27 protein-coding genes are annotated in these 20,011 nt (G+C 59.5%); 2 read left to right on the top strand and 25 right to left on the bottom strand.

Annotated elements, in window-relative coordinates; all coding sequences use genetic code 11:
* Position 1 precedes the first annotated feature (1 nt).
* From FBZ97_RS05160 to FBZ97_RS05145, 4 genes are all read right to left on the bottom strand, one after another.
* Positions 2–3,295, bottom strand: coding sequence for a phage tail tip lysozyme (locus FBZ97_RS05160; protein WP_145316972.1), 3,294 nt, complete (start codon positions 3,293–3,295; stop codon positions 2–4).
* A gap of 354 nt (positions 3,296–3,649) precedes the next feature.
* The gene (locus FBZ97_RS05155; protein WP_145316970.1) at positions 3,650–4,090 is read right to left on the bottom strand and encodes a hypothetical protein; all 441 of its coding nucleotides are present in this window, start codon (positions 4,088–4,090) and stop codon (positions 3,650–3,652) included.
* Between the two features lie 11 nt (positions 4,091–4,101).
* Positions 4,102–4,590 carry a hypothetical protein gene (locus tag FBZ97_RS05150; RefSeq protein ID WP_145316968.1) on the bottom strand — a complete coding sequence of 163 codons (489 nt, stop codon included), beginning with the start codon at positions 4,588–4,590 and terminating at the stop codon, positions 4,102–4,104.
* 61 nt (positions 4,591–4,651) lie between these two features.
* On the bottom strand, positions 4,652–5,095 hold the full coding sequence (locus FBZ97_RS05145; protein WP_145316966.1) for a phage tail terminator-like protein: 444 nt from the start codon (positions 5,093–5,095) through the stop codon (positions 4,652–4,654).
* A 17-nt stretch (positions 5,096–5,112) separates the two neighbouring features.
* Between FBZ97_RS05145 and FBZ97_RS05140 the strand changes: the two genes are divergently transcribed.
* On the top strand, positions 5,113–5,310 hold the full coding sequence (locus FBZ97_RS05140) for a hypothetical protein (protein WP_145316964.1): 198 nt from the start codon (positions 5,113–5,115) through the stop codon (positions 5,308–5,310).
* Here FBZ97_RS05140 and FBZ97_RS05135 read toward each other — a convergent pair.
* From FBZ97_RS05135 to FBZ97_RS05095, 10 genes are read right to left on the bottom strand one after another with little or no spacing between them, the layout of a single operon-like run.
* A complete protein-coding gene (locus FBZ97_RS05135; protein ID WP_246661695.1) occupies positions 5,267–5,740 on the bottom strand; it encodes a hypothetical protein in 474 nt (157 codons plus the stop codon). The genes FBZ97_RS05140 and FBZ97_RS05135 overlap by 44 nt on opposite strands.
* A complete protein-coding gene (locus FBZ97_RS05130; protein WP_145316962.1) occupies positions 5,740–6,792 on the bottom strand; it encodes a phage minor head protein in 1,053 nt (350 codons plus the stop codon). Before FBZ97_RS05130 ends, FBZ97_RS05135 begins: the two co-directional genes overlap by 1 nt.
* A complete protein-coding gene (locus tag FBZ97_RS05125; protein ID WP_145316960.1) occupies positions 6,792–7,118 on the bottom strand; it encodes a hypothetical protein in 327 nt (108 codons plus the stop codon). Before FBZ97_RS05125 ends, FBZ97_RS05130 begins: the two co-directional genes overlap by 1 nt.
* A 10-nt stretch (positions 7,119–7,128) precedes the next feature.
* Positions 7,129–7,293: a hypothetical protein gene (locus FBZ97_RS34295; RefSeq protein ID WP_156090742.1), complete on the bottom strand. Its 165-nt coding sequence runs from the start codon at positions 7,291–7,293 to the stop codon at positions 7,129–7,131.
* Positions 7,290–7,652 carry a hypothetical protein gene (locus FBZ97_RS05120; RefSeq protein WP_145316957.1) on the bottom strand — a complete coding sequence of 121 codons (363 nt, stop codon included), beginning with the start codon at positions 7,650–7,652 and terminating at the stop codon, positions 7,290–7,292. The genes FBZ97_RS34295 and FBZ97_RS05120 overlap by 4 nt, the downstream gene beginning before the upstream one ends.
* Positions 7,652–8,149 (bottom strand): DnaT-like ssDNA-binding protein, encoded by a 498-nt coding sequence (locus tag FBZ97_RS05115; RefSeq protein WP_145316955.1) that lies wholly within the window; start codon positions 8,147–8,149, stop codon positions 7,652–7,654. Before FBZ97_RS05115 ends, FBZ97_RS05120 begins: the two co-directional genes overlap by 1 nt.
* 49 nt (positions 8,150–8,198) lie before the next feature.
* Complete coding sequence (locus FBZ97_RS05110) at positions 8,199–8,378, bottom strand: hypothetical protein (protein ID WP_145316953.1); 180 nt, start codon at positions 8,376–8,378, stop codon at positions 8,199–8,201.
* A gap of 15 nt (positions 8,379–8,393) precedes the next feature.
* Complete coding sequence (locus FBZ97_RS05105) at positions 8,394–9,365, bottom strand: DUF2184 domain-containing protein (protein ID WP_145316951.1); 972 nt, start codon at positions 9,363–9,365, stop codon at positions 8,394–8,396.
* A gap of 24 nt (positions 9,366–9,389) precedes the next feature.
* Positions 9,390–9,869 (bottom strand): hypothetical protein, encoded by a 480-nt coding sequence (locus FBZ97_RS05100; protein WP_145316949.1) that lies wholly within the window; start codon positions 9,867–9,869, stop codon positions 9,390–9,392.
* 13 nt (positions 9,870–9,882) lie between these two features.
* Entirely contained in the window at positions 9,883–11,019 is a 1,137-nt protein-coding gene (locus FBZ97_RS05095) for a DUF2213 domain-containing protein (protein WP_145316947.1), read from the bottom strand.
* A 58-nt stretch (positions 11,020–11,077) separates the two neighbouring features.
* Between FBZ97_RS05095 and FBZ97_RS05090 the strand changes: the two genes are divergently transcribed.
* Entirely contained in the window at positions 11,078–11,278 is a 201-nt protein-coding gene (locus FBZ97_RS05090; protein ID WP_145316945.1) for a hypothetical protein, read from the top strand.
* 1 nt (position 11,279) lies between these two features.
* Here FBZ97_RS05090 and FBZ97_RS05085 read toward each other — a convergent pair whose 3' ends face one another.
* The 11 genes from FBZ97_RS05085 to FBZ97_RS05035 all read right to left on the bottom strand — a co-directional run bounded on the left by FBZ97_RS05085 (position 11,280) and on the right by FBZ97_RS05035 (position 19,974).
* Complete coding sequence (locus FBZ97_RS05085; protein WP_145316943.1) at positions 11,280–13,148, bottom strand: phage portal protein; 1,869 nt, start codon at positions 13,146–13,148, stop codon at positions 11,280–11,282.
* A 6-nt stretch (positions 13,149–13,154) separates the two neighbouring features.
* Positions 13,155–14,543 carry a phage terminase large subunit gene (terL, locus tag FBZ97_RS05080; RefSeq protein ID WP_145316941.1) on the bottom strand — a complete coding sequence of 463 codons (1,389 nt, stop codon included), beginning with the start codon at positions 14,541–14,543 and terminating at the stop codon, positions 13,155–13,157.
* Positions 14,530–14,994 carry a DUF2280 domain-containing protein gene (locus tag FBZ97_RS05075; protein WP_145316939.1) on the bottom strand — a complete coding sequence of 155 codons (465 nt, stop codon included), beginning with the start codon at positions 14,992–14,994 and terminating at the stop codon, positions 14,530–14,532. Before FBZ97_RS05075 ends, terL begins: the two co-directional genes overlap by 14 nt.
* A gap of 22 nt (positions 14,995–15,016) precedes the next feature.
* Positions 15,017–15,670: a putative metallopeptidase gene (locus FBZ97_RS05070; protein ID WP_246661694.1), complete on the bottom strand. Its 654-nt coding sequence runs from the start codon at positions 15,668–15,670 to the stop codon at positions 15,017–15,019.
* A gap of 905 nt (positions 15,671–16,575) precedes the next feature.
* Positions 16,576–17,199, bottom strand: a complete 624-nt coding sequence (locus FBZ97_RS05065) for a transcription termination/antitermination NusG family protein (RefSeq protein ID WP_145316937.1) — start codon at positions 17,197–17,199, stop codon at positions 16,576–16,578.
* 48 nt (positions 17,200–17,247) lie between these two features.
* On the bottom strand, positions 17,248–17,598 hold the full coding sequence (locus FBZ97_RS05060) for a hypothetical protein (RefSeq protein ID WP_145316935.1): 351 nt from the start codon (positions 17,596–17,598) through the stop codon (positions 17,248–17,250).
* Positions 17,595–18,065, bottom strand: coding sequence for a hypothetical protein (locus FBZ97_RS05055; RefSeq protein ID WP_145316933.1), 471 nt, complete (start codon positions 18,063–18,065; stop codon positions 17,595–17,597). Before FBZ97_RS05055 ends, FBZ97_RS05060 begins: the two co-directional genes overlap by 4 nt.
* Positions 18,031–18,696 (bottom strand): DNA replication protein, encoded by a 666-nt coding sequence (locus FBZ97_RS05050; protein ID WP_145316931.1) that lies wholly within the window; start codon positions 18,694–18,696, stop codon positions 18,031–18,033. Before FBZ97_RS05050 ends, FBZ97_RS05055 begins: the two co-directional genes overlap by 35 nt.
* Complete coding sequence (locus FBZ97_RS05045; RefSeq protein ID WP_145316929.1) at positions 18,693–19,064, bottom strand: DUF1064 domain-containing protein; 372 nt, start codon at positions 19,062–19,064, stop codon at positions 18,693–18,695. Before FBZ97_RS05045 ends, FBZ97_RS05050 begins: the two co-directional genes overlap by 4 nt.
* Positions 19,061–19,282: a hypothetical protein gene (locus tag FBZ97_RS05040; protein ID WP_145316927.1), complete on the bottom strand. Its 222-nt coding sequence runs from the start codon at positions 19,280–19,282 to the stop codon at positions 19,061–19,063. The genes FBZ97_RS05045 and FBZ97_RS05040 overlap by 4 nt, the downstream gene beginning before the upstream one ends.
* On the bottom strand, positions 19,279–19,974 hold the full coding sequence (locus FBZ97_RS05035) for a hypothetical protein (protein ID WP_145316926.1): 696 nt from the start codon (positions 19,972–19,974) through the stop codon (positions 19,279–19,281). Before FBZ97_RS05035 ends, FBZ97_RS05040 begins: the two co-directional genes overlap by 4 nt.
* Between the last annotated feature and the right edge of the window lie 37 nt (positions 19,975–20,011).

Genomic DNA, 20,011 nt, shown 5'->3' with positions numbered 1-20,011 from the left:
GTTACCCCTTCTGATTTCCGTATCGAGCCTGCAGAACGCCAAAGCCGCCCCGGCGCTGCTGAGTGTTGTATTCGCTGAGAGCCGCACCGACGCCTTGCTGAACGAGCGAGCGGACATGCTCATCGCCGTTGGCGCCCTCGACATTCACCATGAGCGTCTGGTTTTGGCGTGGCTGGTTGGCGTTCGCAGCAAGTGCCGACATCAATTTATGGCTGCTGGTGACCTGAGATCCTTGCGGCAGGTCCAGAAGCTCCGGGCCGTTTTCGCCCACGATAGCAGGGCCGCCGGGGGCGTAGTTCGTGCCGGTGGCGAAGCCCTTGAAGGGCACCATGTTCGATCCGATGTCAAACCCAGCCATAGATGCGGCAGGCTTGAACAAATTGCCGAGCCATTCGAACAGGCCGCCACCGCCGCCTGACGCGGCGCTCGCTGCGCTGCTTCCGAGCGAAGTGCCAAGCTGCCCGAGGCCATTGCCAAGCGTTCCGAGACCCTGAGCAGCTTGGTTGGTTGTACTCCCGAACCTGTTCAATGCGTCGTTCGCCGCATTCAGCCGGCCCGAGAAATTGTCGGCACCCTCCGGATTGCCCCAAGAAAAGCCGCGCGGACGTTCGAAGCCAGCAAACGCGGCAGTCGCGCCACGAACGTCGGTCGACTTCATCAATGCCTGGAAGGCCCTATTCTCTGGTCCCTGCAGTTCCGACCAAGCATGCTCTAGCTGACCCGTTGCACCACTGGCGAGAAGGCTGCTTCCGCCGCCGCGAGCGGCATGGTTCTGGAACAAGCCGAAAGCCTTTCCAGCATCACCGACCGCATTCGGATTGAAGCCGCTTTCAGCACTAATATTTCCCAGAACGCCCGCAATCTGATGCGGTTGCAGTCCCTTTGAGGCGAAGAAGTTCCAAGCCTGCGCTGCTACACCAGTTTGTGTCGTCGGAGCCGCGACTGCCGCAGCGCCGGAGGTACCACCGCCAAGTATTTTTGCCCCAATAGCTTCAATGCCGTTTGCCGCGCTCGCTTGCGTTCCGCCCGATCCTTTCGAGCCGGTAAGCCAATCAGCGAACACATTTCCAAGGCTGTCGAACAGCTTGCTCCATAGCTTCTGAGCCTCATTTTCAATGGAGGTCTGGAAGCCTTTGAGGAAGGCCTTACCGAGGTTATGGCTGCCGGAGATCAGCTCATTACTGAAAGCGGAGCCGAACTGCTTTGCGGTATTCTTGGCATCCTGCCAATCGAGCTGCGAGCCGATGGCACGGCCATTCGCGTCGTTCGGGTTCTCTGGCAGGCCATATTGCCGCTGCGTCTGCACGATCTGGCGATCTCGATCCGAAAGGCGGGCATCGGCTTTGGACCGCCCGAACTCGAAATCAAAGGTTGCCTGATTGCGCATTGCGACATAGCGGCCATATTCAGCCGCGACCGCCTGGATGTTCTTCAGTTCCTCGCCGTAAACCTCGTTGATCCGGCCCTCGGCCTCGATGCCGTTCTTGATAGCCTCCTGACGGATCTGTGATGTCAGCTCGTATTGCTTCTGTAGGGCTGCCTGTTCGGCACCTGTCTTGCCGATGAGGTCGATTTCCTGCTGCTGATCGGCAAGGGCCGATTGCATGGAAAGCGAACGGTTGAATGCCGCATCTCGAAGCTCACGAGCCTGCCGGTTCCTTTCTGCTTCGACCGCACGCGCGGCTCGCGCATCGGCGCCGCCGCCTTCATCCGCGTTCGCCGGACGCTGTGCCCTAGACACACGTTCGGCAGCCGCCAGCCGTTCGGAAAAGGTTCTCGCGTCCTGCTGCTGTTGATCTGCGCTGAACTGCTCATTGAGACGGCGTAGATCAACGGCACGACGGGCAACATAGGCCTGCAGATTGTCGCGGTCGCGCAAGCCGGGCCGGGTATCTTCTCGATCGATCGCCTGCAGCGTGCGGCGCAGCGTTTCGGCCTGCTGGGCAAGCTTGACGATATCGCCGCCCTTCGAAATCAGCTCGTCGGCGAGCTTGGAGATGCCCTTCTCTTCGCCGATCCGATGAACCTGATCTGCAAACGCTGCAAGACCATCGACGCCCTGAACCTTCAAGACGTTGATGGCATCCTGAAACGGCTTGAACTTGCCGGTAACGGAGAACGCAGCATCGGCCAAGGATTCGACCGCATCAGCCGCGCCGCGCAATCCCTGAGGATCGCTCGACGTCTTCACCAGATTGGCATAGAGATCCTCGACCTGCCTATTGAACTCGTCGAGCGGCGTCGTGCCGGTTTTGACGGTGTTCAGGAGAGCCTGAACCGGTCCGGAAAACTGCTTCAGGCTCCCTGAAAGGTTCTGCAGGCTCTTGACGTTCTCCATGCTATTGGCGCTGAACGCATAGCCCGTCAGGGACGTGTCGTTGGTAGCGCCGAGAAAGCCGCCCAACTGCTGCCGCAGCGTCGCATTGAGCGCGATCTGCTGCGTCCGCGCATCGGAAAGCACGAAGGAATTGCCGCCGACACTGGTAACGCTCGCCGATACCTTTGCGAGGTCGCCATACTTGTCCTTCAAAAGGTCGAGCGTTGCGGCGGTGTCCTTCATCGCGTCGTCGAGCGACTTTGCCTTGTTCGCGCCGTTGATGAAGAACTGAATTGCAGTAGCAGAAAGGCCGGTCAAAGCGATCGCCGCGAGCGAGATCGGGTTGAGCAGATTTCCGAAAGCCCCAGCCAAAGCCGCGCCGGTTTGCTTTAAAGTCAGCCCCTGCACAGCGCCGGCGATCTGCGTTCCCTGCTGCAGGGCGATCATTTTCGGGCTCATGCCGCCGAATGCTGTGGTGATGACGTCTTGCGCCTGAAAGGCGATGTCGCGGCCAATGAACCGCCGATTGCCCTCGGACAGCTCGTTGTTATTTGCCGCAGACTGAGCGGCGCGCTTGTTCGCGGCAGCAAGCTTTTCAACGGCTTGGGTCTGGCGAGTGATAGCGGCTGTTGCCAAGGCCGAAGCATTGCTTCCCTTCGACTGTGCTGCCTGAACGCTATTGGTGCTATCGGCAAGCATACGGTTTGCTGCAGCGGCGCTCTGGGCTCCCTTTGCCATTGCTGCGAGGCGCTGATCGATTGAATTCGCCACGGCTTCGAGACGCGAAATCCCCGCGATGACCCGCTCAAGCGCTGGCGAAACATCAGTGAAGCCGCGGCTTGCCTTGGTGGCGGCGAGGCTGACCTTATTGGCCGCCTGTTCTGCCTTGCCTGCAGATGCAGTAAGCCTGTCGAGATCGGAAGCAGCGCCGGCAGCCTGTGAGCTGTCGATCGCAAAGCCAAGCCTCGCCTCGGTCATCCTATTTCCTCTTGCTTTTCATGGGGAACAGCGCGTCGAACAATCGCGCTGTCAGTGGCCGTTCCGAAACCTTGGGCTTGTCCTCGGTTTCGGCTTCCGTCTTCTCGTAGAGCAGCTTCAGCCGCTGCCCATCCATTGAGATCAGCGCGTCGAGGTGCCAGGACAGCAGCGATATGCGCCGCAGCCTGGCCCATGCGTCGATGTCTGAATAGGAAAGCGGGTTAAGCCCGTACCCGTTGGAGGCACGGGCTCGGTCCAGTTCCCTGAACCATGCCCATATATGCGCCCCGGCAGCCGGGACGCGGACTTTCTTGCCTTGGTGCTGATCGCGGATGCAGCGGCAGAGCCGAACGATCAGCCTTGCATAAAAGACGTGCGGCGCTTGGCCTTGAACTCAAGCTGATCGCGGACGAAGCGATATTTTGTCAGCAGCAGCTTCACATTCGCTTCGTTGAAAGCCAGCGGCACGCCGTCAACGATAGGATCCTTCGGCCCCCAAGATATAGAGGCCTTGGCGAGGATTGCGATCATCCGCTTATCGGCAGCGTCAGGCGGCTCATCACCGAGATCGTCCCGCTTAGCGGCCTCTGCGGCGAATTCCGACGCTACCTCGATCATCGCCTTCTGCATTCTGTCGCTGTCGGGTCCGCAGACCACGATCTGCAAGCCGATTGGCTTATTGTTGGGCGCCACGATATCAACTGATATTCCGTCTTCCTGGGCCTTGAGGAACGCGTCGAAAACGCCGAAATCAGCGCCTTGTGCTTCCTGCACCTCTTTGACCTTCTCAGCCATGAAAGCTCCTCTTACGGGCCGGCCGTCGGAGCGACGGTGACGACGTTGGAATTGACTTCGATGTTGCCCTGGAGGAGGCGCCCGGTGTTGGCGCCGCCGCCCTGCTCGTTCGCAGACATGACGATCCCGTAGAAATACTTGATCGTCGGCGTCGGGGCGGTGCCGGCCGGCGCGTCATCGAACTCGATCTTGAAGGGATAGTTGTGCTCGGTCGCTTCGGCGGCGATGAGGGCGATCTGGCCCGGATCGGTCGGCAGAATGATGAAGTTGTTCTGCATCGAACCGGCGTTGCGGGTGCCCTTCGCCTTCAGGTCGCGTTTTGCGGAAATGACGGCTTCGGTGATCAGCGTTGCGGTATCGCCAACCGAACCCATTGTCTGCCAGCCCTTGATTTCGGTCCAAGTGATGGAAGCGAAATCGGAGGCGTCGACATCATCGTCCGGGACAGTGCCAGCCGGCCCGATATAAATCTTCGCGCCTGCAACAGGATAAAGTTGCATGAGAGTTTCCTTTCAAGTGTCTGATTGCGCTTGCCGAAGGCGCGGAAGGACGGCAGGCCAATCAGGCCGGAGCTTGCGGATAGCACGTCCACCGTATGGTGACCGGGATCGTCTGATGCGTGTCGCCGGTCACGACGACGCCAACCTCGGGCGCCTCATCGATGCGGACTTGCGTGTCGGTGCGCAGAAGCTTCGTCCCGCGCTTGAAGAACGCGGCGATGCTGCCGGCGAGATCGACGCCATCGACAAGTGCCGTACCTTTCGGCCACATAACATTGCAGCGCATGAAGCCCTGGCGGATCGGATCGAGCACGAGCGAGAGATCTGTCTCGATCGAGCGGTTGAAGTGGACCTCGACGCTGATGAACTTCGTGGTAGCCGTCGGCGTGAATGTCACGCCCGGAAGCACGACGTTTGCCGCCTGCGTCATGCCCGTTGGCAATGGCAGCGCCTGCACCTTCAAGAGCAACGCCTGATAGATTTTCTTTTCAATGCTGTCGGCCATCTGATAACCCTTGGCGCATGGCCGATGAACCGCTGACCGATCGCGAGATATATGCCCTGCTCGACCAGGCTCACGGCCTATTCAAGCGCGAGAAAGGCGCGACCGAAGGCGGCCAGGCGGTGATTGACCTCTTCCTGCGCAACACGGACCTGATCCAGCGCGCGATGCTAATTATGCTGGCTGAGAACCGCCCTCGAAGCGACCGCGAACCGTAGTTTCGGCTTCGGCCACGATCTGCGGCCAGCGCTGCGCCACGGCATCAACAAAACCAAACCCAGCCTGATTGTATGACCGGCCTAAGCTATCCTGGCCCACGAACCCATAATTCATGCGGGCCGCGTAAGCCGCCTGAAACCCGAGATAGATAGTGCCGCCCAACTGAGCGCCGGCAATCACCAGTTCAACCGGATTGTCCGTGAACTCCTGCTTGCCTTCGATAATCGTAGGCATCGCGGACGTTGACGCCATCAGCGAGCGACGAAGATTGCCAGTCTTCACGGGCATCCGGCCGCCGGCGGCGACTGGCGTTCTCACCTCATTGGCGACGGTCTGAGCTGCGGTCTGATAGACTGCTTCCGCGCGCTCCATTTCCGCCGATGCCCAAGCACTGACCTGAGCAGCGAAAGATTGGCCCTCGTTTGCCATCAGCGTCCTCGCGAGCGGGCATAAGCCTCGGCGAAGTTGAAACTGTATTCGCAGTCGCACCGGCAAGCGACAATCTCGTTTGCACCAGCTCCGAGCGAGGTATCACCGGGATAGCGCATGAGAGCGCCCGACGGCGAATGGAATGGCAAGTCCAGTCCCTTGACCTCCTGGCCGTTGAGAATCTGATGCGTATGCCGCACCCGGTTATCACCGGCCGATCGCCACTTCCGGGTGATCAGGCTTTCATCCCGATTGGCCTTTGCCGTTGCCTGGCGGAAGCTCTCATGCTTCGCTGCCATGACAGATGTCAGCGTCTCGGTTCGGGCAATCATCTCACCACGAAGGCGAAGATTATTATCCCGAAGGCGCATCAACACCTTGTCGAGCGTTGCCTTGTCCAAAGGTTTTTCGGCAGCGATGGCCTTCTTCACGGCGCCATCGAGGCGTTTGTCGCGCGTCTGCAATCCGAGATATTTCGCCATCAAGGCCGGATCGCCCGAGGCGAGATTGGTCCGCGTCCGCTCGATCAGCTCCGCTTGCGGGGCATTGAGGCCGATGACGCCGCCTTCTCGCTTGCCGGTGACGGCATTCTTCCGGCCGACCAGATCGAGAGCAATCGTGTTTGGCCCCTGCCCGCGCGAATATCCCTCGACGATGGTCTGACGAGCCGCCTCGATCGTGCCTTCCGAAACATTCGTGATCATCGTAGATGACAGATCACGGATATTCGCTTCGGCGCCTTGGTTGCGGACGTCCCATCGAAACACGACACGCGAGCCTTGAGGTGTGAACAGTTGTGGGAACGTGCTAGAAACCAGCGAGCCGCCGCTATTGTAAGCCGTGCGGACCGCTTCAGCGAGCGGCTGAAATGCCGCCGGTTCGATATGCAAGGCCTCAAGCGCGCCTTGGATATCGTGGCGCTCCAAGCGGTCGACCAGCTCGCGAAGGATGATCTCATCCTTGAGATTGGCTATCGCCGCATGGAAGGCCTTCTCCATGTCCGGCGACAGCTTTTCGATCAGGTCGTCAAGCTGTTGGCGAAGAGTTGGCATCAGGCCTTCCGGCTCCCATAGCTGGAACGATGGGCCGAGCCTCCGAAACTTGTACTGAAGCCCCCACGGCGCTGCTGATCGCTGTATTCCGCTAGCGCCTGCGCGACGGCTTGGCGGATGAACTGGCGGACGTGGGCGTCACCTTCGGCACCCTGAATAGAAACCGAGAGAGATTTCGGAGGCTCAAGCAGAGCCTCGCCTTGTATGAGCGGCATGGCTCTCGCCAGAGATATGGCCGTCGCCCTTGCTTGTTCACCTTTGAGCAGCGTTGGCGCGGCAACTGCGCCGCCAGCTGCGAAGCCGAAAAGGCCTCGACGTGTCAGCATAGGCTTTCTCCTAGTAGCGCGGGTAAACGACTGAGGGCGTCGGCTCGTCCGATGCCACATGCTTGGCGATATCATCGGCAATCTTGATGCCGTAGAGATCGATGAGAAATGCCATGATCCGCATGGGATCGGCGTTCTGCACCTTGTAGAACTTCTTCGGTTCGACGGCGCTCATACTATTCTCCCCTGCACAATGAATACGACATTCGTCACGCCGTCATAGTTATTCGGATCGGCATCGACGACGTGATAGTCCACGTCACCGGCCGAAACGATGTCGCCGACTTGAGGTACGACGGCGAGCCCGACCGACGAGATATAGATCTGCCGGTCATTGGCGAGTATCGTGGTACCGTCGACATAGCGCTGTTCGTAGCTCATCGGCACGAGCTTGGCCGCGTACGGCGTCACGGTACCGTCGCCGCCTAAGATCGGGTCTGGAGGCGTCACGCGCTTGACGACGCCATTCTGCCCATACTTCTCGATCAGGCGCTTGGCCGTCGCCTGCAGGCGGGTGTAGAGAGCGTTTGCCATCAGACAGCCAATATCCCCGGCAGGCATGGGCGCAGGTAGAGCCACAGCAGCGTTTCGATGGCGGTGACGACCGGCGTTGCCAAAGCCACGAGATCAGCCGGGGTCGCGCTGGACGATGCCTGCTGATATTCAACCTCCAACTGCCCGACCTTCTCGCGCTTGACGTTCTCCGAGGCGGTGACGACGGGCGACAGGCTGCCGGGGTTTGTCAGCTCAAGAAAGGCTGCTTCGTACGAGGCGTTGATGATCGCCACCGGAATGACATCCGAAGGGATCGCATCACCGTAGTAGGTAACGGCGCCGGTGCGCGGCCATGCTCGTTCCTGTGCGTATCCACCGGTGCGGGTACCGCTGAACCGCATCTCATACCGATCGATCACGAGAGCGCCGCGCTGGCGTGCTGCGGCAATCTGGTCATCGGTCGTATCATCGGGGATGACATAGCCAGCGCCGGCCGCATAGTCGCGGAAGCCTTGATTATCGCCGTATCCAGCCATGTCATTCTCCGGTGGGTTGGTGCCCGGCAGTCGCCCGCCGGGCAATTATTTACTTGTCCGCCGCCTTTGCAGGCTTCGCCTCTTCCACTTCCAGAAAGGGAAGAGCCTTGGCCCGCTTCAGGCCGTCATCCGAAAGATCGACATCCTTCGTTTCGCCAGGCGCGATGTAGACGGTACCGCTCTTTGCCCACACACCTTGCGGGGCTTTGCTGGTGTTGGTGACCTTCATGGGCCAATCCCTCCGTTACGGTGCCGGGGTGATTTCGTCGCCGTAGGCCATCGCGCCGGGGAGACGAACTTCGGTACCGCCCGTACGGGCGATGATGCCGGTCTCGAAGCCCATGATGGACTTCTGGCGCGGCTGCAGCACGCGGCGGGGCATCGGCAGGTGGAAACGCAGTACTTCCGGATCACGCCGATAGACGACCATACGGCCGCCGCCATCCTGCGATGCGGTTGCAAGCTCGCGCAGCGGCTGGATATCGAGCGGCTGGCCTGTTTCTGCCGTGTAGATATTGTTCTTCCGCAGATATTCCAGCACGGTCAAGGTGCCGTCGCCTGCACCCATGCGGGCCGTGGCGATCATACGGAAGGCAGCAGGCGGCAGGCGCAAGCTATCAGCCCACTCCACTTCCAGCGTATTGGTGCGCACGCTAGAAAGCAGATCGTTGACGTCGCGGAGGATCTGATCCGGCGTCTTAGCCGACCAGAACGTGACGTTGCCGGTACCATCGGCCGCTACGTCGCCGCGGGAGACGCCCGGGGCGTTGACGAAGCCGGTCCAGTTCTTCTCCGTAGAGCCGATCATGGCAATGGAGTTGAGCAGGCGCTCGACCTTGTCGGCGGCAGAAAGAGCCTTGGTGCCATTCAGGTCGATGCCGTAGAGCGCCGCCTGATTGACCTCTTCCAGGTTCCATTCCCAGCCGGAGCCGATCATGGCGAAGTCATGGCTTGCCATGTCCTTCGTTGCTTGATTGAACGGCATGTCGGTACCGGCGCCGGAGAGGAACTTCGCCTCGCCCGCGGTATCGACGGTGAAGAACGTGGTGCCGATCGCCCATTCGTTTCCTTCCGTCACGACGGGCACGTGAGCGCCGTAGTTGAAGGTCGGATAACGCCGCTGGTAGATGCGGGTTTCGATGTTGCGGCCCTGCGCGATCACGAAGGGCATCGCAGCCTGAGCATCGGCAAAATGCTGGCGCACGATCTGGTTCATTGTCTGGTGTCCTTTCGTGTTCGGTTACGCGGCAGGCGTGAGCGGGCGGAGGCCGACGGAGATTTCAACGATGTCACCGTTCGCGCCGGTGGATTCGAAGAAGGTATCCGGCAGGGGGCCGATGATGTTGGTTCCCGCCGCGCCGACGTAACGGCCCGTCGAGGTGTTGTAGTAGACGTCGCCACCATCTGCGACTGCACCGCCGGCCGTGACATACATCGTGCCCATGGTCATGAAGGCGCCGGTGAAGTACTGCGGATAGGCATCCGGATTGGTCGCGCTCGGCGGGACGGCCGGGTTGAGAACCGCGATGCCGAGGAACTTGCCCGTCGACATCGCGACAACGCCGTGATCGCCGGCGCCGCGCTGGACGGGGACGCCGAACTTGATCCCGGCCGCATCCTCGACGGTGCGGCTGATCTTGTTGCACTTCTCCTCCGAGGAGATCTGACCGTGCAGACCCTTGGCAGGAGCGTTCGTGTAAGTGGTCTGGTAGGTTGCCATGGTAGGCGTCTCCTTAGTTGGCCTTGCCTGCCTTCATGTCCGCAACCATCTGCTGGTAGGCTTCGGTTGCGGCCTTGTCGGCGTCGGCGGTGGGCTGGATGCCATCGGCAAGAGCCTTGGCGAGCGGATCGGTGCCGGCCGTCTTCTTCGCGTCCTCGACGAGGAGATCGAAGCGGGCATCGATGTAGGCGGCGGTTTTGCCGGCGATGGCTGCATCACCGACCTTGGCAACCACCACTGCCTTGCGGATATCGGCATCCGACAGGCCTTCGGTCTTCACGTCCTTGGCGATTGCCTTGGCGACGTTGACCAGATCGGCGCGAGCCTGGACGCGCTTGTCGAGATCGGCGTCCGACAGAACCTTCTTGTTCAGGTCGTCGATCTGAGCATCCTTCTTCGCCAGTTCGGCATCCTTGGCCGCAATGGCAGTCTGATGCGCGGTTTCGGCATCGGTGATCTTCTTGTTGGCATCGGCAAGCCGCGTCTGCAGCGTGGCGATGACCGTGGCGCCCTGGTCGGTCACCTCGACCGGGATTCCATCGACGGTTACCGTCTTCAGGGTCATGTCCTTCTCCTTTTCGGGACGATGGTCAGTTACGATCGGGGCGATGCCCCATGCTGCCGCACCATCTCCGATGCGGACTTTCGAACCCGCTCGGCCACGCTGCACAACGGCAACGTGGTTGATGCGGATGTTGCGCTGAACGGCGTCGTAGGCCTCGCCTGCGAGCGTTTTTCCTGCCGTGAAATCGAGATCGCAGGTATAGCCGGCAGACAGCTCTTGCTTTCCGGCCTCGATATCCTTGATGGTCGATTCATCGCTGACCATGAGGGGGACGCGGATATAGATGTCCTCGCCCGCAACCTCGTCGCCTGTCTGCCCAACGGCGTACTTCTTCCAGTTGTCGGAGGTGACCATCTCGGGTGGATGATCATTCGTCACCGGCCGGTGCGCGGCGCTCTTCATCGTATCCTCGGCGAAGACCTCGGAGCCGGGGCGGAGGACGCGAACAGTGCTCATTTCCGGCTTGCCGACTTCGGAGCCGAGATAGGTCTGAATGCCAGTGCGGGCGATGCGAGCATCGGCAACGAGGTAGCCGTCATCGCGCCGGCGCGTTCCCGCGACGGTTACAGCGTCGGTGAAGTTCATAGTTGCACCTGCTTTGATTGGCTAATAGATTTTGGGAAGTAAACAGAAGGGGGAAAAGATGACCGCGACTTTCCGCATCGAAACAGTATTTGACGACAAAACAGGCCTCTATTTTGCCGAGGTTTATTCGCCAGGCGACGCTAAGGAGCCATTTGAAAAAACGAAACCGATTTATGCAAGCCACGAGAGCGCGGAGAGAGAGGTTCTGGAGATGTTTCGCAAGACCTTCAAGGGTCAGCCTATGAAGGTCAGAAAATAAGCTACTCCTGGCTCATTGTTGCGTTCCAATCGGATCTCACTTCTGCAAAGATCTCCGGCCCTAGCTCGATGACGCCACGGTAGGGCTCGACCTTCTCGATATCGACTTCGCCAGGCTGATACGTGAACGTGATGTGCGGGCTGTAATTCGGATATGTCGGCTCGGCACCGATCCGCTTCAGCTCCTCATGCCTCCATTGCAGCGCAGCGGAGGAGAACTCGATCACGATCGCGCCCTGCCCGAACTGCGAGACGACACGCGGGCCACCGGGCGGGATTGTCAGCGTGCCTTCGTCGTTCCAAGCATCCTGTCCAGCCGCCATCCAATCGACGGCCGTGGGAGAATACATGACCGTGACATGCAGATTGTCGGCGGGCAGCGTGGTAGCGAAGCCCTGGCCCTTTGCCCATGCGATGATATCGGCGGCGTTGAGCACGTTGCGGGACACATAGAGCGACTTTGGCTCGGCGTCTTGCTGCTGCTGGCGCGGCTGCCCGTTCTGCTGTTGCTGGTTGCCCTGCTGCGCTGCTGCGGCGGCTGCAATCTCTTCCTCGCTCGGCTGGTTCTCGGCAAGCGTGCCATATTCCTCAATGGCGGCTTCAAGGCCTGGCAATGAGCCATCCTCGACGAGGGCGTTGACCAGAGCGTCGGAAAGGGCCTCGCGCGGAATGATCTCCTGCCCGCTTGCGGTACCGACGAGCTGCCGAGCCGCATCGGCCTTGGTCTTGAAGATGTCGGCCTTGTCCTTCTCGCTCATTTGTTCGAGCGGCGCCCACGAATAATAGATGCTCTCGTCTCGCGAACCGGTGGCCGATCGGATGATGCATTCGTCCAGGCGGCTCATGGCAGGCGTGTAATCGAGCTCCTGCATGGACTGGATGCGATCGTGGTAATTTTTCATGTCGCTCTCGCCTGTGGCGTTCATGCCGGCCGGGGACTGACCGAGAAGGCGCGTCACCGGGATATCGGCGGCACCAGAGACGATCTGCATGAAGCCCATGAGGATGTCGGTCAGGCCGGTGAGCGAAGCGGTCTTGCTCTGATAGTCTTCCTCAGCATCGAGGATCAGGGTGCCGTTGATGCCCTTCACGGTGTTTGCCAGTTGATACCGGCGCAGCACTGCATCCTCATAGGCTTGGTTGCCGATGCTATCCGAGAAGTTCGGTACCTTGATGATGTCAATCTTCGCCTCGAAGATCAGCGACGCGATGTTGCCGGCCGTAGCATCCGCATTCTTGATGGCGTCGAGCGTGGCCGTCAGAACGCTCTCGCCCCAGCCTTGGGCAATGGCGGCGTCGAGATCCTGATCTGGGGCCATGGCACCGCTGAAGATGACCAGCCGTGACGGATGGACATTGATCTGCGTCCCGCTGGCCGTGCTGACCATATAGACCTTCGGCTTGCCGTACCACTCCGACGAGACATCACGATCGATCTCGCCCGCCGCCAAATGGCGTCGGGTGATGACCGTGAGGTATTGAAGCCCCTCCTTGCCGACGCGCTCCGGCTCCAACGGCAGCGACGGGTCAGCATCGCCGGTACCGATCAGAAGCGCCGCGCCGCCCCAGAGACGGGCCTTTTTGGATGCCTCAAGCACCTTCCCCTTGACGTTGAGCCGCTTCTCTTCCGCCTCGATGGCTTCGATCTGCTTGTCATCGGCCTGCCAGTTCCGCCACTTGCGACAGCTATCCAGCGCCGGGATATCGACGATCTTCCGAGGCAGCCAAGAGCCGCGATAGGCCGCCACGATCTGCTCATCGGTCAGGATCGGATGGGTATAGAATGTGGTTGCTGCCTTATCCCGGCTGGTGCCCATACGGGAAACCAAGCTCGTCAGGCTGTCGCGCATGAGCGTGATGACGTTTCCCATAAGACCTCAAACGTTCGCAAGCGTGAAGGTGCTTGCACTCAGGAGCGCATTGAAGGCGCGGCTCGTGCTGTCTGCGTCGTCATCGTGTGTCGCTTCGGGGAAGCTTTCGAGCGATGAAAACCAGTCCTCATTCCATGGTCCACGCAAGACCAGAACATTTCCCGCTTCGGCTTGAGCCGAGAACGGCGAGAAGCGCGTGATCTTGTCCCCGGATTCCGGTGTTGCCCTGACATTGAATCCAACGAGCAGCTTCGTCAGGTTCGTTACCTGCGATTTACCAGCCTGCCCTGGATCTTGCGGCAGGGAGATTTGCACCTCTTTGCCATCGGCATCCGCGGTATTCTTGAGCAGGCGCTCGACACCGGACGGTGACAAGCGGTCCCTGACGTGATGCGCAACGATAAAACGGCCGTCAGGCAGCTTTCCGATCTTCGTTCCTGCCGTCCAGTCCGGATCGTTGCTCTCGGTCTTTGGCGTGGCGCCGAAGTCCCAGCCGCGCATCCATCGCGCGCCGGCCGGGATTGCATCGACCACTTCGCACCAGCCGCGGCGGAACAGGAGGCCGGCTGCAGGCCTGATCTTCCAGTTACCGCCAAGAAGACGTTCGCGCTCGACCGTCGGCTGGGCCATCAGGTTTGCGAGGTAGCCAGGATCCGCAGCCAGCAAGAGAGCATTGTCGCTCAACTTGGCTGGGATGAACGTTACCGACTTCGGCGGAATCGGCTCGCCCGTCAACGGATTGACGTGATGGGCAAGCTCTGCCGGAGTATCGGCCCATATGATGGTGTCGCCGATGCGGATGAACCAACGCAGGACGCCGGATCGCTCCGGGATCGCAATGCCGGTTTCCTGATCGATCCACCACGAAATGAATTCCGCGACCCAGCTATCCGCATCCGGGTTGCAGGTCGCTCGTACATACGGGCGAACCCCACACATGGAGCGGTTTCGCGAAAGCATGTACCAGAACTGCTTTGCCGAGAAATGCGTCAACTCGTCGAAGCAGATGAGCGGGATCTGTGACCCCTGCCAGTTGTAGATCGTCTTCTCATGCTCAAGGTGAGCGAAGGCAACGCCTGCCCCTGACGGGAAGGTCCAGCTCAAATCCGGCGCCGACCGCGGAGTAGCGCTCAGGTGCGGGTAGAGCTTCTCGCTTTCATCCCAGAGGCCACCTTCGTTTCGGACCTGCGTCAGGTTGCGCCGGAAGAAGACCGCGCCAAACCCGGGATTGCTGACATGACGCAGCGGCTCCATGAGAAGCGCCCACGTTTTTCCACCTCCGGCAGCTCCGCCATAGATGGCGATATCAGCCGGCGATGACAGAAAGGTCGTCTGTGGCCCGGGCTGCGGCCGGATAATCGTCTGGGCTGCCGCGCCCTTCTCATCCCCTGCCATTGTCGGGCAACTGGAAGATGGTCACCGGAGAGACAGGCGTCGGCAGATCTTTGCCGTCCTTGCCAGTGATCTCGCGCCGATTGGTGTATGCGCCGCCGACTTCTTCGGCCGCCTGCTTCAGGAGCGAGGAGGCCAGAACCATATTGCCCTGCCCTTCGGCCTTTTCTGCCATGCGCTGAAGAGCGCGGAGGCGAACGGCGCGGTGGCTGATGGCAATCGAAGCGGTGTCTTCGAGGAAGGTCTTGCGGGTCTCTTCGAACAACAGCCGCCACTTCTCTGCGAGGTTGCTGCCGGCCTTCTTCGTCGGATCGTAGCCTTCCACCGACTGGCGAGTGATTGTCGCGCCGAATTCCTTCCTGACCGCTTCCACAACAACGGAAGGCGTGTCGAAACATGCGAGGCTTTGGACAATGAATGTCTTCACCTCATCCTTGAGCGTGCCCTTGGCCATGCGATTGTCAGGCTCCGGTCAGTTACGCGACCCTAAGCTGACAGGTGCCGCATGCATGTGCGATCCGCACTCTGGCGATCTCGGGTTCTTGATTGGCAGCATCGACCATCGCGCGGACGCCGGCGGCATCTGCACCATAGCGACGAACGACGCCGACGAATTCTTCGACATCATGGCCTCTCAGGGTGAATGCGGGCAGACCGGTGGTCTTGCGGAACTTGGGAGCGCCGAAGGCATCTCGCTCTTGGCCAGCGTGATAAAGCTCATGCTCAACCAAGGCGCAGAACTCCGCATCCGAACAGATGGACGCATAATGCGCATCGAAGGTGAGGACGAAGTCAGGCACATGGCCGAACCATTGGGTGAGCTGAAGTTCGATCCTGGCGCGCGACCATTTGCTGGCCGGCGGTAGTCCCATCTCGCATTGACCGATGATGCGACGGCCGTTCCTGCCATTCTCGACGTTGGTCCACAGCATGCCAATCGTTGCTGCCCGGAGATGAGCGTGATCCTTGTTTACGAGACTAGCCGTCTCGTCGATGAAGATCGCGCGCGCCCATTCCAGAAGATCATGAGCAGGCTCGAAGCGAATGCTCGGGTCATCGATAATGTCCTCAGGTGGCAATGGGCGCATATTCTGGCTTGCCTTATCGCCGGTTGCGGGCGAACTTCTCATGCCGGGCGTTTTTCATGACTGGCATAGCTTAATCTTGGGGAGCGAATACGATGGCGTGGGTCTCAATCGGGTTTGGCATTCTGTCAGCATTGGCCTGGGTTGCCTCTGCAATTACGACTCCCGTTTTAAGCGCCACGTATTGGGATGGCCCTCCTGCTCCATTAGTGCGACGGATGAAGCTAGGTTCTGCCCTCAACGCAATGGGTGCCGTTTTCGCTGCCATTTCGATTGGCGCGCAAACATATCTTATGGCGGTAACACCCTAAGGAGATGCCGGTGGCCAAATTGGTTATGGCAAGGCGACGGAACCTGATGGGCGAGCTTGAAGAGTGCCACATTAATGATGCGATCCATCGGATGAGCTCTGTCTATGTTTGCCCTGAATGCGGGCGCTATGTAAGACCGAACAGCGATGGCCCGCGCTTCAAGCATATGACTGTATCGCCGAATTGCAGCTTCTCGGGGCGCCGATCTAAATCGAAACGGGGATAAAGCATCGTAAACATTGAATGCTTGCGGCATCTGTCCTTACGATTATCTCGATAAAGATCAGAACGAGGATTGAGATGCCTACAATAAAAAACGCAACGCCCCACTTTCGGACCAATGGCCTCGACGACGGAACGCCGTTCATAGCGCTCGAACGGTATACTGGAGACAGCTTGTCGATGTTCGACAAGACTATTCGTCTGCGACTCCCTACCGGTACAAGTGTGGGTCGCGCAAAGGAAATAAGGGAATTCCTTGCCAATAACATCATTAGCATCGATGAAATCGAATAGGCGCAATTCTGCCATCGCGCCTGATGCATGGTCAGGCAGATGGCCCGGCGAGTATTCCCTCGTCCAAGGAGGACATGAGGTCCGCGATCAGAACAGCCACGCAAATCACTTTCACGCGTGATTCTACGCAACTCGGTCGATTGCCGCAAGTCCATCGTAGGCCTCAAGGCTGTCGAGCTCCGCCAGTATCCCCAGAATAGTGTTCTTGGATTGTTCGTCCATGCTTTGGATGGCGAGCATAGCCTGTTCTTTGAGGTTGAAGCGGATCGACCTGCCCTTCTTGAGGATTTTGCGCAGATTGCCCCTCAGATGCATGATCTGGCTGGACTTCTCCTTTTCGAAGCGACTGATCTTCTCACGGCGGATCTCCTGACGCCGGCGAAGCTCCTCTGCGGCCATAACGGCGATGTCGTCGACGCGGAACCGCACCGGGCCGAAATCATGGTTGCCGCGGAGGAAGCAGATAACGCCATCCACTGCCCTCACCTCTTCGAAATTGAGGCGCGGCAGATGAACGAAGGCATATCCGACAAGCAGCGGCAATCGACGATCGATGATCTTGTTTGTGCGATGATGGACGATCTCATGCCAATAGGCCGGCATGTAGACATCGATCCCCTCATTGCGCAGATTGCGCTCGATTATGCTTTCGCCGATCCGATTTGCCGGAAGGCCTTCGATCGCTCGCGCCATCCGCTGACTGCCAGGCGCCGTTCGGATTGCGTACCATTCTTCTTTTGCCGCCATTTCATTGCCCTCGTTCGTCGAGCCGCCGCTCGGTTATTGAAATTTCAGTTATGCCGCCTCGATGTCATCAAGGATCGCATCGACCATGCGATCGGTCGCGACAACCTGAAGAAGCATGTAGATGAGCCGCTCGACGGTTATTCCCCGTCGCTCTGCAAATGGCCGCAGCCGCGCTGCTGTGGAGGCGCTATAAAGCACTTGCTTTGCCTCGATCGCCGCCGTCTGCCTGTCTTTCTTCTTGACAGCGGTAAGCCCATTGCGCCGGAAAGTGCAGCGCACATATTCTGGGCCAGCGCCAAGTGCCGCTGCAATATCGTCTGTTGTGGCTTCCGGGTTCTCGAAGTGAAGTCGGATCACCTCGTCCTTTAGACCGACCCTGCGAATATCGGACGGCTTCATGCTGCCGTCCTCTCGGTGTCTGGCTGCTGCGAAACCTGTCGAGGCGTCCAAACCTCATCGATTGCCCAAAGGTGAATTGAACCTGCCGGATATTGGCCGCTTTTGGCACCGCTCTTGAACTTGTCCAAGCTTTCGCAATTCGAATGGAAGTAGTAGCCAGCGGCTTGCAGTTCATCGGCACGATGGCGATGCGTGATCCTGATATCCTTGAAAGGCTGCTGGATATGCGCCGGAGCTGGTAGCCGCGGGCGATTGATGGCATCGACGCGCCGCTGCTCGAAGCGGACCATGTTCGCCAGCTCAGGAGGACGGGGGCAAAATTTCACCTCCTCGTGCCATGTCCCGCGAACAAGATGCAGCACGACGCTTTTGAGCGCACTCGGCAGCAAGCCTTCCAAGGCGACCAGATATCCCCGTAGAAGCTCATCTGCATCAACGCCGCGTGGAAGGGGCAAGGAGGTGAACATTGGGCGAATAATCTCCGCCATCAAGGTCGATCGTTGTTCCTGCTGAAAGTTCATGGTCGTGTCTTCCGGTGAAATCGTCTATGGCGTCGAAGATCGTTCGTTCTCGGGGGGGCGCCTGCTGTCGAGGCACAGGAGCGGCGGGAGCATCAGTCCAGCGGTCCTGGTTCAGCCAAGTGGCCGGATTGCACCACGGCCTGTCGTCGGTCTTGGCGACATAGCGGCGAAGGCCGTTGATGATTTCCGGCAGCGTGGCTCGCGAAAGTGCCCTGGCGAACGATTTCTCAGCATCGCGCTTGCCGACCTTGTTCGGGTAAATCGACCAAAAGTCGTCGAAGCCGGCGGGGGAAGAGCCCCCTTTAGGGGGCGAAGGGGGTATGGATTGATGGGGGTTAGGAGATAGGGGTTTGGGGGAAGAACCTGAGGGGGAAGAAAGGGCGTCACCATCGTTACTTTCCGTCACATGTGACGCTTTGTTACGTCTGTAACGCTCTTGACGAATTGCCCCCGCGCTACGAGCCTTCGGAGCACTGGCAGCACCATGGATGGCGGCGCGCGAAACAACCTCTGCAGCTTCGACAGGATCGACGCCGGCGGCAACGAGTTTCTCAATCAGCTCGCGGATCTCGCTCATTTCACCACCTCGATCGTGATGCCATGGCAAGCGCGCATGAGCTTCTGCTTGAGGCGGAATACGGGCGTAGAAACGCCTTTCACATCGATGACCCGACGCCGACGGGCAAGGTTATCCCAAAAGACAAAATCCGCCTTATAGGTGCCTACCAAGACGCCGTTGACGGTCAAAGCATAAGGACGCTGCATTTCAACGTCCGTCACCTCTCCGGCGCGCTCGCGAAGCTTGAGATGGGCGTAGTAGGACGCTTCGGCTTTGCTATCGAAGCAAATGCCATCGACGAGTGTGCGCTCCGCCTTGAACTTGTTGCCGCGCTTCGGCTTCGCGATTGCGGCCTGATATTCTTGCCGTGTCATCGTGACGGTCATGCTGACACCGCCAATCGGCTATCCCGCATGGAAGCACGTCTTTTCTCCGCCCATGCGCGCTGATATTCCCTGCGGGCATCCTTCCTTGCCTTTTCCGCATGGGCGCGATTCATCTCGGCATTGATTTGCTTGTCGGCTTCTGCTGCGGGAATACCAAGGAGCTCGGCGATTGCCTCGACGTCAGGACCGATAGAGGCATAGGCTTCCGAAAAGGTCATAGGTCCATCTCCCCTTGCCGAGCATCACGACGATCAAGCATGCGAAGAACAGTTTCGCCGACGTGGCGCTTATCCCAGACGAACCAACCATTGAGCATCGGCGGTGCGCCCTGCCCCGTGAAGTCGATCTTCCAACGCATCAGATAGACGCGGGCGGGAGGGTGCTTTTCCCAGAACGGTCCAAGCCCACCGGCGCCAGGAAAGCCCCAGTTCAGCAGGAGAGCCATATAGTCGACATCAAGCGTCTCAATCGCGTGGTAAAGCCATCGGGCGCGGCCCTTGCCGAGCTTGTGATGCGCAGGCGTTCCCCACCCGCAATCGATGAATGGCGGGTTTTCGACGATCGCCTTTGCCGGCGCCGATTTGAAATCGTAGAAGCTTCTGATCTCCGCTCCGCAGCCGCGGTCGACGATATCGCTGTCGATCGTATCGAAGCCATGGACGCGAAGCTCGCGACCGATAACGCCGGTACCGCAAGCCGGTCCCCAGATAGTCGGGAAGGCGCGCAAAGCTTCCATTTCGGCATGGATAAATGACCGGATCGGGTCGACCGGCGTTGGATAGAATTCGTTTTCTTCGCGCTGCAGCTCATCTGCTTTGACGAGGTTGCCCTCAAGGTCACGGATGATAACCGGCTTAGATTTCTTGCCGGTGGCGCGAAAAAGACCGCGAGCGGATGGGATTGCGTTCATGCCGCCCTCCCCGGAACTATTGCCACGCCGGCAAGTT

Source organism: Rhizobium sp. ERR 942, assembly GCF_007828395.1.
GTDB lineage: Bacteria > Pseudomonadota > Alphaproteobacteria > Rhizobiales > Rhizobiaceae > Rhizobium > Rhizobium dioscoreae.
This window is presented reverse-complemented; position numbering and strand designations above follow the sequence as displayed.

Excerpts from the sequence above, each read along its gene's own strand:
- FBZ97_RS05160 (WP_145316972.1), bottom strand. The coding sequence starts at position 3,295 with ATGACCGAGGCGAGGCTTGGCTTTGCGATCGACAGCTCACAGGCTGCC.
- FBZ97_RS05155 (WP_145316970.1), bottom strand. The coding sequence starts at position 4,090 with ATGGCTGAGAAGGTCAAAGAGGTGCAGGAAGCACAAGGCGCTGATTTC.
- FBZ97_RS05150 (WP_145316968.1), bottom strand. The coding sequence starts at position 4,590 with ATGCAACTTTATCCTGTTGCAGGCGCGAAGATTTATATCGGGCCGGCT.
- FBZ97_RS05145 (WP_145316966.1), bottom strand. The coding sequence starts at position 5,095 with ATGGCCGACAGCATTGAAAAGAAAATCTATCAGGCGTTGCTCTTGAAG.
- FBZ97_RS05140 (WP_145316964.1), top strand. The coding sequence starts at position 5,113 with ATGGCCGATGAACCGCTGACCGATCGCGAGATATATGCCCTGCTCGAC.
- FBZ97_RS05135 (WP_246661695.1), bottom strand. The coding sequence starts at position 5,740 with ATGGCAAACGAGGGCCAATCTTTCGCTGCTCAGGTCAGTGCTTGGGCA.
- FBZ97_RS05130 (WP_145316962.1), bottom strand. The coding sequence starts at position 6,792 with ATGCCAACTCTTCGCCAACAGCTTGACGACCTGATCGAAAAGCTGTCG.
- FBZ97_RS05125 (WP_145316960.1), bottom strand. The coding sequence starts at position 7,118 with ATGCTGACACGTCGAGGCCTTTTCGGCTTCGCAGCTGGCGGCGCAGTT.
- FBZ97_RS34295 (WP_156090742.1), bottom strand. The coding sequence starts at position 7,293 with ATGAGCGCCGTCGAACCGAAGAAGTTCTACAAGGTGCAGAACGCCGAT.
- FBZ97_RS05120 (WP_145316957.1), bottom strand. The coding sequence starts at position 7,652 with ATGGCAAACGCTCTCTACACCCGCCTGCAGGCGACGGCCAAGCGCCTG.
- FBZ97_RS05115 (WP_145316955.1), bottom strand. The coding sequence starts at position 8,149 with ATGGCTGGATACGGCGATAATCAAGGCTTCCGCGACTATGCGGCCGGC.
- FBZ97_RS05110 (WP_145316953.1), bottom strand. The coding sequence starts at position 8,378 with ATGAAGGTCACCAACACCAGCAAAGCCCCGCAAGGTGTGTGGGCAAAG.
- FBZ97_RS05105 (WP_145316951.1), bottom strand. The coding sequence starts at position 9,365 with ATGAACCAGATCGTGCGCCAGCATTTTGCCGATGCTCAGGCTGCGATG.
- FBZ97_RS05100 (WP_145316949.1), bottom strand. The coding sequence starts at position 9,869 with ATGGCAACCTACCAGACCACTTACACGAACGCTCCTGCCAAGGGTCTG.
- FBZ97_RS05095 (WP_145316947.1), bottom strand. The coding sequence starts at position 11,019 with ATGAACTTCACCGACGCTGTAACCGTCGCGGGAACGCGCCGGCGCGAT.
- FBZ97_RS05090 (WP_145316945.1), top strand. The coding sequence starts at position 11,078 with ATGACCGCGACTTTCCGCATCGAAACAGTATTTGACGACAAAACAGGC.
- FBZ97_RS05085 (WP_145316943.1), bottom strand. The coding sequence starts at position 13,148 with ATGGGAAACGTCATCACGCTCATGCGCGACAGCCTGACGAGCTTGGTT.
- terL (WP_145316941.1), bottom strand. The coding sequence starts at position 14,543 with ATGGCAGGGGATGAGAAGGGCGCGGCAGCCCAGACGATTATCCGGCCG.
- FBZ97_RS05075 (WP_145316939.1), bottom strand. The coding sequence starts at position 14,994 with ATGGCCAAGGGCACGCTCAAGGATGAGGTGAAGACATTCATTGTCCAA.
- FBZ97_RS05070 (WP_246661694.1), bottom strand. The coding sequence starts at position 15,670 with ATGAGAAGTTCGCCCGCAACCGGCGATAAGGCAAGCCAGAATATGCGC.
- FBZ97_RS05065 (WP_145316937.1), bottom strand. The coding sequence starts at position 17,199 with ATGGCGGCAAAAGAAGAATGGTACGCAATCCGAACGGCGCCTGGCAGT.
- FBZ97_RS05060 (WP_145316935.1), bottom strand. The coding sequence starts at position 17,598 with ATGAAGCCGTCCGATATTCGCAGGGTCGGTCTAAAGGACGAGGTGATC.
- FBZ97_RS05055 (WP_145316933.1), bottom strand. The coding sequence starts at position 18,065 with ATGTTCACCTCCTTGCCCCTTCCACGCGGCGTTGATGCAGATGAGCTT.
- FBZ97_RS05050 (WP_145316931.1), bottom strand. The coding sequence starts at position 18,696 with ATGAGCGAGATCCGCGAGCTGATTGAGAAACTCGTTGCCGCCGGCGTC.
- FBZ97_RS05045 (WP_145316929.1), bottom strand. The coding sequence starts at position 19,064 with ATGACCGTCACGATGACACGGCAAGAATATCAGGCCGCAATCGCGAAG.
- FBZ97_RS05040 (WP_145316927.1), bottom strand. The coding sequence starts at position 19,282 with ATGACCTTTTCGGAAGCCTATGCCTCTATCGGTCCTGACGTCGAGGCA.
- FBZ97_RS05035 (WP_145316926.1), bottom strand. The coding sequence starts at position 19,974 with ATGAACGCAATCCCATCCGCTCGCGGTCTTTTTCGCGCCACCGGCAAG.